The following is a 12,210-nucleotide window of genomic DNA, read 5'->3' on the forward strand; positions in this document are numbered from 1 at the left end:
AGCTTGGTACTTGAACCCCGGCGGGAAAGAACATTCCCCAGAACAGTAAAGCCACGGCCTCAACGATATGCTAGAAACAAAAATGCCGCTCACCTTAAGTGAACGGCATTAGAGCTTAAGCTCACCTTTTTTATTGCAACTGTTCACGACATTCCCGCTGAACGGGTTTTCATAAAGCGTTATAGGTATTGCGCTAACAGTTGCTGCCAACGCACTAACATCTTTTCCCATGCCTGCTGCGTTGCTTGACGTTGCTCGCCATTGACACCAATTTGGTTGCCATTTTTGACGCGCATAATCGCCTGCGTAATTCCCTCAACCGATAGCGACTCAATCACTTCATAGCCTTGTTGATGCTTACTCAGCGCTGCAATTTGATCGGCAAGCCCATCAATTTCAGGTAAAATAACATGCCGTCCTGCTGCAATCGATTCCATACACGTGAGTCCAAAAGGCTCCCAGCGCGAGGGGATAACAACCGCATCAGCAGTGCTTAAAAAAGCGGCCACGTCATCAACCTCCCCAACCAGAGTGACTTGAGGCATTGATTTAGCCAGTTGCTGTAACAACGCTCTATCCTCGCCATCTCCCGCTATCGCTAACGTCACCTCTTGCTCACTAAAGCTCGCCATTGCTTGAATAAGCAGGTCAAACCCTTTCTGTTTTGCTAATCGACCATAGGCTACAAGCCTCAATGGCGTATGCGGCTTTACACCCGTAAGTGCTATGCAGTTAGCGAGCTCTTTTGCTTGTCCAACTCGCGCGAGTTTTTTTTCGTTTAGCGTGCCAAACTCAACTAACCAATCAGCTTGCTGATCAGAAACGGTCAGCACCTTATCCATCAATGCGTAACCCAGCTTGAGCATCAGCTTAAAACGATAAGGATGACGCACGCAGTGGCGCATAAATTCACGACAATAATGATGTTCTTGATACAGCAGAGGAGTCGACCTATTCGCCAGTTTTAGTATCACGAGTGAGGGAATTTTTCGCCAACTCATGGCTCCGTGAATAACAATGATATTAGTGTCATAGCGGGTCAGTTGCAGTTGTGTCAGTTCGATATGCCGCAGCTGAAAATCAAAGTGCTGATTTAACCTTGAGGCAGCAAGACTCTCTAGCGCCAAATTGACGCCACCGAGTTTTGCATCATCGATAAGGTGGATAACCTTTGGTTGCAATAGCTTACCTTTATTTGTTCCCCAATAAAGGTAAGTTAATTTAAAGCCATCAAAGATAAAAGCTTTGTTTTACAATAAAACGTAGAAATGCTAATCACGAATAAAATCGAGCAGATGTAAACAAGCAAAAACGATATGTACGCCAATAAAACCAATAAAGCCTTTAGTGCAGAATATATGGTAACTTCGCCATAAAAGCGCATCACTTGAGCCTTGTGTGACAAACCATAAAACACCCGTCACACCCACGGCCAAAAATACCAGTAAGCCTAAGCCTTCAACAATACTAAACAGGCCACGCCCACCCGCTATAGGTAACTTGCCTTTTGTTAGTCCTTTAAAATCACTGATTAACTGAGTAAAATCTGCAACTAACCAAGGGAAATATTGACGCCACTTACCCTTTAGGCAGGTAGTGATTAAGAATGTGAGTGCAACAAAGGCGGCAAATAATCCAAGGTAGACATGGCTAAGATCCCATAAGCTCGCATTCGCCCTTAAGCTGCGGCCGATTAACACCCAGCTACTGGTTAATAGCAGATAAGCCACCGTAAAAATGATAACAATATGCTGCCGAGCGATACACTTATCTAACAACCGTTGTAATTTTGATTTCGCCATGACGACCTCTGTTGATCCATTAAGTGGCTAACTCACCTTTGTCTCAACCGGTAACTGATGGATCTTGTCAGCATAAGCATCGACTTTTAACCAATCGGTGTACTCAATGTTAGTATCTGCTGCCGTTGGCCCCTTGGTCATCCACATAATAAAACGGATAATGCTTCTGTCTACAATACCATAGCTTGGGTAATTCAGATTACCACCAAACACTTCGGTAAGAGTGGGTGACCACGGCGACTTTTCCATAAACGCCTGCATATATGGATTGGTTGCAGCAGTATTTTTAAGTGGTTTTCTTGCGACTAAATTTACCGAGAAAAAGCTACTAGGTATTTGTTCAAGTGCACTTTGATTGGCTTCAATAAAATCATAAACTGTTGGATTATGTTTGCCATGACGAATACTGGCACCAATAATGACTTTATCGAATTCAGCTAAATCAATATTGTCGCTAATGCTAACGGCGTTAACTTGATGACCTAAAGCGATTAGCTTTTGTTCAAGATAAGCACAAATTTTGCGAGTCTGGCCATGCACGCTTGAATAAACGATAAGAATGTTACTCATCTGGCGGCCCCCTTTAGATAGAAATTCAATTGATTAATCATAGGGGATAATTGAATATTTTTACTTGAATCAGATCACGAGCTACAAAACGATAATCTGCTTTAACTTTATCTAGCTCACAAAATTAAAAGGGAAATACATTAAGCCTGTATTTCCCTTTGGTTAGTCTGACAATGCCATTACAGAGACATCAAGAAATCAAGAACTTGAGCACGTTCAGCCGCATTAAGTGCCATAAAGTCATCTGTACTTTGCTGTGCTTCTCCACCATGCCACAAAATAGCTTCTTCAAGTGTTGCTGCACGGCCATCATGCAAGAAACCAGCTTGTGGGTTTACCGTTTTAGTTAACCCTATTCCCCACAATGGACGAGTACGCCACTCACTGCCATCGGCCAGAAAATCAGGACGGCCATCAGCAAGACCTTCGCCCATATCATGCAGTAGCATATCGGTGAAAGGGTAAATAGTCTGACTCTTGTGACCTGCAATCATTTCTGCACCACCGATATCACCCGCTGCTTTAGTGACAAAGCTTGGCGTATGACAACCGCTGCAATTTAATTGCTCAAACAGGCGCGCGCCTTCGCGTACATCTGTATCGGTAACATTGCGTCTAGCCGGTACTGCCAATGTCTCGGCATAAAACACCACTGAATCACTAAACTCGGCCGTCGCATCCGGTTCACCGTCAATACCTTCACCGGTATCGACAAACCCAGTACGCGTTAGATAGTCATCATGCAGTGCTGTACCTTTAATACTTTCATCTGGAAACAACGGATTAGTAATACCAATGTCGCCTCGCAGTGCACCTAGAGATTGTACTCTGACACTTGGTGTATTGGCCTTCCAGCCAAAGCGTCCTAAAGAGACCGGGTTACTGTCGCCAGCTTGTGCTTTCACCGCATCAAATACGTAGTTAGCACGCCCTGAAATCCCGTCATTATTGGCATCATCGCTATCGACTTTTGCCACGATATCCGCCTCTGGGATCGCTTCTAGCAAACCCAAACCAAATACAGGCATACCGTTACGCCATCCCATGAGTACGTCATCTTGCAGTAAATTGGAGGTGACATTAGCACTTGATTTGGTTTCACCCGGCGCATCATATGGGTTTTCAACATCAAACAGTGGTTTTTTCAAGGTCACGCTACTGCCATCGCTGTAGGTAATCGCTTTTGTTTCATAAGACAGATACACATCAGCCTGGCCAATAAATTTATTTGTCTCCCAGTCAGGGCGCGCTTTAAGTACGCCACGATGGAACAGCTGACCACCAAAGTCAGGAACAGCAATAGGAGCGCAATAGTTATTAGCGGCAGTACCTTCTAGGCAAGGTTCATCTGGTGCTTTACTTATACGCAAAAAAATCCCAGCTTCGGATCCCAGTTTCACTCGAGTTTCACCTGCGGCAATTTGCGGGGTTGAGTTGCGGCCATCTCGTTGATGACAAGAGTTACAGTCGGCATTATTAAACACAGGTCCAAGGCCATCTAGCTCTGGATGTGCATCATTGGGCGCCGTCGTAAATGCGGTTTCAAAACCGAGGTCACCCTCTAAGTGCAACTCAAGTTCAGCCGCCGTAAGGTTAGGAGAAGGAGTCGAAAAACCATGACCTGATTCGGAGGCATCAAAGGTGGTTGTATCACCCCCACTGGCAGTAATATCAGTATAAGAAGGATAAACTTTCTCTTCTGGCGTGGGTGTGGTCTCATCACCGCTGCCGCCACATGCCGATAAACTGAGTACACTTGCAATCACGAGTACGCTTACTTTTATGTTTAGCTTTATATTCGTATTATTAACTTTATTATTTTTAATTATCATTTGCGTTACCACACACGTTTTATCTTAAGTTAGTATTTTGATTCTGTTATTTAAGACACAACAAAAAAACTAAGATAAATCACCTAAAAAATAAGGCACCGAGGAGCGCCTCAATGCCTTTTCAACAGACTATATTTTTACACTTTCCACGTTTTAAGCAGTGGCAACACATCAGATTCTAGGCTGGTTTGCAGCTTTGAAAGAGCATCAACGGCAGTTTGAATGCGCTTGCGCCCTTCTACATCGGAGATCGCTTGACGGAAAGGCATTTCATTTGCACCTTCAATGGCTTGAATCGTCAAAATTGCGTTTGATATTTCAGTACCCACTCGCGCTGCCATGTCTTTATCCGCCGCAGCAACAAAATCCACAATACCTTGCTTATCTGCAGCGCCAGCTAGCTCACCTTGATAAACATTACGTACGCCAATGATGTTATTACTAAAATCTGTCAGTGAATTCCATGAGTATTGAGATTCAACTTTAGAGGTGTCAGCGCTGCTTGCGTCAGCACCAAATGGATCGGCAATTTTGCCGTTACCCACTTCATCAACAATGCCGATCATGCCTTGGATTAGTTCTTGAACAACACCCACATTTGAGCTGTAGAAAGTATTATCTTGAGTCCCCGGAGTCTTAAGCAGTTCACCATAGGCTTTACCTGTACTAGCATCGTGACTTATAAGCCATGCATCATCCAATTTTTCAGTGTAATCACGGAATACTGCAGCAAGACCCATTAGGTAATCACGCTCGTTAGCCGTTAAATCTGCGATCATTTTGGTATTTGTGGTCACGCCGTCACCGAATAATAGGTATTCCATCGTATGGAAACCTTGCACATCGTCATTCCAACCTTTAATGGTTTCCGCATCAAAACCTGTTGTTGTAGACAATACCGACGTTAAATCAGTGGTGTTTAGTGGCCAGCTGTCTAAATGAGGATCGATGCCAAGTGAGTCAACAGGGCCAAAAATATGAGACTCTCCCTGCTCCCAAGGTTGGCGAGCAGCTTTCCAAGCTTCTTGTACGGCAACAAGATTAACTTGCGAAGGCGAGGCGACCAATGTTTGAGTCGATGCAAACAATGTAGCACCGCGTGCCGCCAGATCGGTATAACCGGCAACAATGACATCGTCAGTCAGGTTGGTCACCATCTCTGTTGCTGTAAATGAGAAAGTTTTATCAGCTTCAGGTGTTGGCGTGCTATCAGAGCCCGAACCGCCACATGCAGCAAGTGCAGAAATAAGTGCTATAGCAACCACTGAATGAGTAAAGTGTTTCATTAAAAACTCCATTTTTTTAACTTAATAAATTTAATTAATTGGGCTAATTGAATTAGCGAATAAATAGTTGATTATTTACAACGAGAATTGATAACCCACGCCAAGCGCAAAGAAATTGGTATCTGGAATAGAAGCAACAGCCACTTGCTGTACACCAGCTTCAGCCTTGATAACGATTTCAGGAATAGGGAAATAGTTAATACCCGCACTGATCCACGTGTTTTCATATCGCTTGGTGGCAATGCCAGTTTCAACTTCTTTCAATGGGTTTGAATAATCGATGTTGGCAAAGATCGTAATTGGGATAGGAGTGAAATGACCTAAATCGACACCCGCCTCAACGAAGAAAGCTTCAGACTCACTGCCGAGTTGCGCGAAGTTACCCGGTTTTAGACCGGGCGTGGTTTTGTTTGCTTGAGTAATAGCATCTGAATCGCTCAAGGTGCCATTAAGGTATTGGCCACGTACTGTCCATGGGCCTTCGACAAATGCACCAGCGATTGAAAATATGCTGACAGTACCATCTGAACTCAACTTATTGGTTTTATGGCGATTGCCACTGGTATTGCCGTAGTAATATGAAACACCCACCGCGGAACCTGTTTTGAAGTTGCCGTAATCAAGACGAGCAACGTAGGCAAGATCATCAGCATTTACATGTTCAAAACGCTTTTGGTGACCCGATGCAGCCCAATCATAGGTCCGAAAATACTCAGAGTTTAATCCGCTAACCACTTGTGCTTGATAGTGGAAATTAGCAACTTCACCAAAAATACCGATACCATTTTCATTCCATACCGCTGGCAACATTGCCGCTTCACTTTTATGGCGTTGCACTGTGAGGTATTGACTAGGTTTATGGAGGGTACTGCTAAGGCCAACGGGCAGATGGATATTACCGAACTTAACCCCAAACGCAGCGCTTGGGAGATAACGGATCTCGGCTTTTTCAATCATCACTTCGCCGCCAGCTTCAACTTCAGCTTCAAACTCACCAAATTCATCAAAGCCATCGTATTCGAGTGAAGAACCAGTTCCACCATGCTCATACTCAATCTCAACTTCCATATCCCAGTCATCATTAAACTGATAGCCAAATTCAGTCACAATGCGCTCGAGGTCAACACGCCCACGACGTTCAGGCGTTGTATCTTGGACGTTATCGTAATATTCATCACTGGTGTAAATCACACTGCCGTATGACTTAAATGAAAACTTGCTGAACTTACTATTAGCCGAATCAGCTTTAACGGTCGCTATCGCTTCTTGCTGTTCTAACCGTTGTTGCTGGTGCTGTTCAGTTTGGGCTTGCTGTTGTTGTGCAAGCTCCTTTAACTGGACTTTAAGTTCAGTCAGTTCTGCTTCTTGTTTAGCAATCGCTGCGGCGAGTACTTCAGGATCTGTTGCTGACATAGCATTAGCGCTAAAGACAGTTGCTATCGTTGCGGCCAATATATTCAGCTTTACATGTTTAGACATGTTTTTCATAAAACGGCTCTCAATTGATTCTTTGCTGGAAAACCAGCATCCCTTAAATTCGCCGTCAAAATACTACAAATGAGAATGATTTGCATTATTCTTTACACTATAATTTACAATAAACTTACATCAAACACCAAAAGCCAACAGTTGCAACGCTTAAAAACAAGGCGATACATTAATTAAAATCAATGGGGGAAAACCTATAGCGGAGTGTATAAACCAGATACTGCAGTACCCCATAAATCAGCATCAAGCGCTTTACAGCCAACTTACCAGGGTGTTAATACTTTAATTGCTTATGCCGAATAAGGAGGTGGTTATCAAAAGGGAAGAAGGTGAAAAGATAGTCAACAAATTATGCATCTAACATGTTGTTTTGTATCATATATTGCATTCAAACCTACAACTAATATGACGATGACAATGTTAATCCCACGCGAATCACCCCCGCGTTATGCTGCTTTTTTTCGAGGAGGGGTTTTGAATAGCCCACTGCACCTTAGTATTAATTGAGTATATACTGCTCGTCCTTTCGCCGGATCACATGGACCGTTTTAATGAAAAACAACCCGCAGAAGCTGCTGCTTTGGATGACATTTATCATGTCATTAGCCTTTGCTGTATGGCAGGTATTACTTAACAACTTTGTTATTGAGCGCGCTCAATTCACCGGTGCTGAAATTGGTATATTGCAAAGCTTAAGAGAGGTTCCTGGGTTTCTTGCGTTTACCGCTATCTTTGTCTTACTACTGATAAAAGAGCAAGCGTTTGCATTATTGTCATTGGCACTACTGTGTATCGGTGTGGCTGTCACGGGGTTCTTTCCGCAAGTGCTCGGGCTGTATATCACCACCGTATTAATGTCGATTGGTTTTCACTATTTTGAAACCATCAACCAATCACTGACACTGCAATGGGTTGAAAAGAAAAATACCGCCGAATTTTTAGGCAAAGCTCTGGCATGGCGCAGCGCCGCTGCATTGATAGGTTACGGCAGTATTTGGCTAGTCATGAGCTGGCTAAAACTCGACTACCAATGGATGTACGCCATCATTGGTACTTTAGGGCTCATCATGGTGATAACCATTCGTCTGTACTTTCCTACCTTTGAACAAGGAGAGGTGCAGCACAAGAAAATAATCTTGCGAAAACGCTACTGGTTATACTATATGCTGACTTTTTTCTCGGGCGCGAGAAGACAGATCTTCATGGTAATAATTTGCGGGCTTTATGATGGTTGAAAAATTTGGCTATAGCATTAGTCAAATTACCTCACTCTTTCTAATTAACTATGTAGTTAACCTCTTTTTCGCCCCCGCGATTGGCCGCTTCATTGGTCGAATTGGTGAACGCAACGCCCTGACTATTGAGTATTTAGGGCTTATTGCAGTCTTTACCAGTTATGCGGTCGTTGAGCATGCAGAAGCCGCTGCCGCCCTATACGTGATTGACCACCTTTTGTTTGCAATGGCGATTGCCGTAAAAACCTATTTCCAAAAAATTGCCGATCCCAAAGATATCGCCGCTACCATGTCAGTAAGTTTCACCATTAACCACATTGCAGCCGTTATCATCCCCGCACTGCTGGGGCTATTATGGCTAACCTCACCTTCACTGGTATTCTATATCGGCGCAGGTTTTGCGGTGTGTTCACTCATACTGGCCATGAATGTGCCTCGCCACCCTAAACAAGGTGAAGAGGTCGCGCTATTTGGTAAAATGCCACCACTTGTCAAAGCAGACAAATAGCTAGACAATTAACGCCCTGATTGGCATAAGTTTTATAACAAAGAGGAATGAGGTTGATGGTTGAAACAGTTAAGGATACTAGAAATCACCCGCTGAAATCATCAGTCAGTGATAACGTAAAGTCAGCTGACGTTTCGGCCAGAAAAAAAGCCTTATTGCTTGGGCGCATGCTTGGGCTTGCCAGCGAAGATGATTACCGCCCCAGCAGCGCCTCAATTGCAGAGCGTTCTGCCTATAGAGCACAAAAACTCTCTAGCCAATACCAGTCTAATTTAGAAACTATTTACAAGATTGCGATAAGCCAAACCCCGTCAGATGTCACCGGTGTGGATCTCGACCCCGATTGGGCGCATCAGTTTTTTCAGCTGGCTGAACAGATTCATAATCGTAAAATGCAGGAGTTATGGGGCAGAATTCTAGCCAGTGAAATCACCATTCCAGGTAACTTTAGTTTACGTACATTAGCCACTTTAAAGCAGCTTACCCATAAAGAGGCGCAGGTATTAGAAAAAGCCCTGGGGATGTCAGTACTGGTCAACAATGAAAGTAAGTTAAAACTGGTTATTGGCTTTAAACACGCCAGTGGTTTAGGCCACTTTTTTAAGAAATCGACTCAGACCAATATTGGTCTGTCGCAGTTTGGCTTACCCTACTCCAATATTTTAACCTTGATTGAGGCTGGCATTTTACATCGCAGTGAATTGGAAACAGGATTACTAAGCAGCAAGAAACCGATTAATTTCGCCCTAAGTAACATCAAGCTCAAATTGACCCCAAAAACCGGTCAACTCTTTTTCAATTATTACCGTTTTACCCCTGTGGGCGACGAGCTAGCACAGTTAATTCAATTTAAAACTGACACCAACTATATTAAGGCGTTAAAAGCGGTATTTGCGCAAGATTTCAGAATTGAGGAGTAACCCTAAAGCCGGGTTAAGCCACTTTGTTGCATACTGAAATATCTCATCATTTAGCTCCAAGCACCCAATTTATCCCATAAAAAATGCCGTAGATAATCTTCATCTACGGCATCTTATTTCAACGATTATTTTAGCTCGTTCTTATTAGCCAGCGGCTTTTAACTTCGCTGCATCAATCACTTGAATCGCGGTAAGATAATCTAATAGCGCGTTGACTTGCGCCGTTAGATCGCCTTTGCTGGTATCAATGGTTAACTCTGCAGCTGTGGGGGTTTCGTACGGCGCAGAGATACCCGTAAACTCTTTTATCTCACCTGCTCGCGCTTTTTTATACAGCCCTTTAGGATCACGTGCTTCGCACACTTCAATCGGTGTCGAGACATGCACTTCAATAAAGCGTCCCTCTTCAAATAAAGCACGTACACGCTCTCTCTCCTCTTTCGTTGGAGAGATAAAGGCAGATAACACCACTAAGCCCGCATCGACCATCAGCTTGGCAACTTCGCCCACGCGGCGCAAGTTTTCGTCACGATCACTGGCGCTAAACCCTAAGTCGTTACAGAGGCCGTGTCGCACATTATCGCCGTCAAGCAAGTAGGTATGAAAGCCAGCGTCAAACAACGCACGCTCTAATGCGCCCGCTAAGGTTGATTTACCGGAGCCTGATAGGCCTGTAAACCAAAGTAGTACCGGACTTTGTCCTTTCTGCTTTGCACGAGACTCTTGGTCAATACTATGTTGGTGCCAAACGATGTCAGACATAACCACTCCAAAAACAATAATCTAATAGATAAAAATGCGCCAAACTCACTCAATTCCAACGGTCGAGATAGTATTGCCACCTTAAAACGGGAAGAGCAACGGCACTAATATAATGACAATCGACGAGTACAACACCGACAAAGGCAATCCCACTCTTAAAAAATCAGTAAAACGGTAATTTCCCGCGCTATGAACCATCAAATTGGTCTGGTAACCATAGGGCGAAATGAAACTTGCACTAGCACCAAATACCACCGCAAGAATAAATGGTCGGGTATCGACGCCATAGCTCATTGCAATAGCGTACGCGACAGGAAAAGCCAGCGCCGCTGCGGCATTATTGGTGATTAACTCCGTCAGTAATAACGTTAACAAATACACGCAAACAAAAGCTGCGAATACCCCAAAACCATTTAACGATCCCAAGATGAAATTAGCGATATCATTTGCAAGACCTGTCGATAGCATCAAATTGGCTAAACTCAACGCACTACCAACAATCACCACCAGCTCAATCGGAAAGCGTCGCCTAAGCTCAGTTAAACTCACCGCGCCAATGGCAACGAAACTAATCAACAGCAAAATTAAGCCTTTGACCAAAGGCAATGCGCCAATGACGCTGGCAAAAATGGTCAATGCAAAGCCGCCCAATACCCACTGACTGCGTCTTTTATCTAAGCGAACACTGAGATCGAGCCCACTCACGGCAGCGAAATCTGACGCCAATTTTGCGTTATGGCTAAAGCTATCCCCTGGCGTAATCAGTAATACATCACCCGCTTGTAACTCAATATCACCGAGGCCACCTTTTAACGGATGGTGCCCGCGTCGAATAGCCAGTACTGCACCGTCAAATCGCTCTCTAAACTTAGACGCTTTTAATGAGGTACCCACCAGTTCCGATGTGGGTGCCAGTACCGCTTCTATCAAGTTTTGCCCTTTGGCTTGTTGCTTACCAAACCATTCGAGCCCATCAAATTGATGTAACAGTTCTACCGACTCGACCGCACCGCCAAAGCGCAACACATCTTCACTTTGCAAGACGAGGTGCGGTGGGACGGGACAAATTCGGATGCCACTGCGCTCAAGCTCGACTAGATAGAGTTTTTTCAATGCTCTTAAGCGATTATCTAACACGCTTTTACCAATCAACTGCGACTGTTTCGCCACTCTGGCTTCGAGCATGTAAGGCAAGCTTTCTTCTGTTCCGTCTTCGCGTCTGTCGGGCAAAAAATCAGCGAGTAACACCAACAGACCCACACCTAGGGTCACAATAACCACACCAATGATAGAGAACTCAAAAAAGCCTAACGGCTCTAGGCCTGCGTTCTCAACAAAAGAGTTCACGATAAGGTTGGTTGATGTGCCTATTAAGGTGAGAGTTCCGCCCAGAATAGCCGCATAAGACAGTGGCAATAAAAGCTTAGCCGGTGCATGAGACTGATTTCGTCTCACCACACCAATCAAGGATGACACCACGGCAGTATTATTGGTAAACGATGACAACAGTGCGGTCGAGAAGCCCAGCTTAGCTATCGTCGATGCCAAAGAACCTTCACCGACAACTTGACTCAGCTTACCAAGCAAAGAGGTTTTCTCTAGCGCGGCAGTCGCTAAAATAATCAGTACTAGAGTCACTAAGCTGGCATTGGTAAAACTCGCCAATGCCGTCTCTAACTCCACCATGCCTAAAAGATAGGTCGTTAATGTCGCCGTAAAAAACAGCGCTGCGGGTGTCCAAAGTCCTGCCATCAAAGCAACGACTAAGGCAAATAATATGCTCGACAACACCCACAATTCAGACACC

The 12,210-nt window shown here is 44.3% G+C and carries 9 protein-coding genes and 1 pseudogene; 2 read left to right on the forward strand and 8 right to left on the reverse strand.

Features of this window, described 5'->3' with window-relative positions:
• Positions 1 to 179: 179 nt before the first annotated feature.
• The 6 genes from L2729_RS10880 to L2729_RS10905 form a co-directional block, all read right to left on the reverse strand.
• A complete protein-coding gene (locus tag L2729_RS10880; RefSeq protein WP_248988296.1) occupies positions 180 to 1,181 on the reverse strand; it encodes a glycosyltransferase in 1,002 nt (333 codons plus the stop codon).
• A 90-nt stretch (positions 1,182 to 1,271) separates the two neighbouring features.
• Positions 1,272 to 1,802: a cytochrome b/b6 domain-containing protein gene (locus tag L2729_RS10885; protein WP_248988297.1), complete on the reverse strand. Its 531-nt coding sequence runs from the start codon at positions 1,800 to 1,802 to the stop codon at positions 1,272 to 1,274.
• Between the two features lie 27 nt (positions 1,803 to 1,829).
• Entirely contained in the window at positions 1,830 to 2,372 is a 543-nt protein-coding gene (gene hemG / locus L2729_RS10890) for a menaquinone-dependent protoporphyrinogen IX dehydrogenase (RefSeq protein ID WP_248988298.1), read from the reverse strand.
• 179 nt (positions 2,373 to 2,551) lie between these two features.
• Positions 2,552 to 4,204, reverse strand: a complete 1,653-nt coding sequence (locus tag L2729_RS10895; protein ID WP_248988299.1) for a di-heme oxidoredictase family protein — start codon at positions 4,202 to 4,204, stop codon at positions 2,552 to 2,554.
• Positions 4,205 to 4,341: 137 nt separating this feature from the next.
• Complete coding sequence (locus L2729_RS10900) at positions 4,342 to 5,490, reverse strand: imelysin family protein (protein WP_248988300.1); 1,149 nt, start codon at positions 5,488 to 5,490, stop codon at positions 4,342 to 4,344.
• Between the two features lie 75 nt (positions 5,491 to 5,565).
• Positions 5,566 to 6,978, reverse strand: coding sequence for a hypothetical protein (locus tag L2729_RS10905; RefSeq protein WP_428848239.1), 1,413 nt, complete (start codon positions 6,976 to 6,978; stop codon positions 5,566 to 5,568).
• Between the two features lie 551 nt (positions 6,979 to 7,529).
• Here L2729_RS10905 and L2729_RS10910 point away from each other — a divergent pair.
• Both L2729_RS10910 and L2729_RS10915 read left to right on the forward strand, forming a co-directional pair.
• Positions 7,530 to 8,721, forward strand: a pseudogene (locus tag L2729_RS10910) (MFS transporter).
• Positions 8,722 to 8,777: 56 nt separating this feature from the next.
• Positions 8,778 to 9,641 carry a TIGR03899 family protein gene (locus L2729_RS10915; RefSeq protein WP_248988301.1) on the forward strand — a complete coding sequence of 288 codons (864 nt, stop codon included), beginning with the start codon at positions 8,778 to 8,780 and terminating at the stop codon, positions 9,639 to 9,641.
• 144 nt (positions 9,642 to 9,785) lie between these two features.
• On the opposite strand, the gene cysC is transcribed toward L2729_RS10915, so the two are convergent.
• A complete protein-coding gene (gene cysC / locus L2729_RS10920; protein ID WP_248988302.1) occupies positions 9,786 to 10,403 on the reverse strand; it encodes an adenylyl-sulfate kinase in 618 nt (205 codons plus the stop codon).
• A gap of 81 nt (positions 10,404 to 10,484) precedes the next feature.
• Positions 10,485 to 12,209, reverse strand: a complete 1,725-nt coding sequence (locus L2729_RS10925; protein WP_248988303.1) for an SLC13 family permease — start codon at positions 12,207 to 12,209, stop codon at positions 10,485 to 10,487.
• Position 12,210: the final 1 nt, after the last annotated feature.

This window comes from Shewanella gelidimarina (assembly GCF_023283945.1).
Taxonomy (GTDB): Bacteria; Pseudomonadota; Gammaproteobacteria; order Enterobacterales; family Shewanellaceae; genus Shewanella; species Shewanella gelidimarina.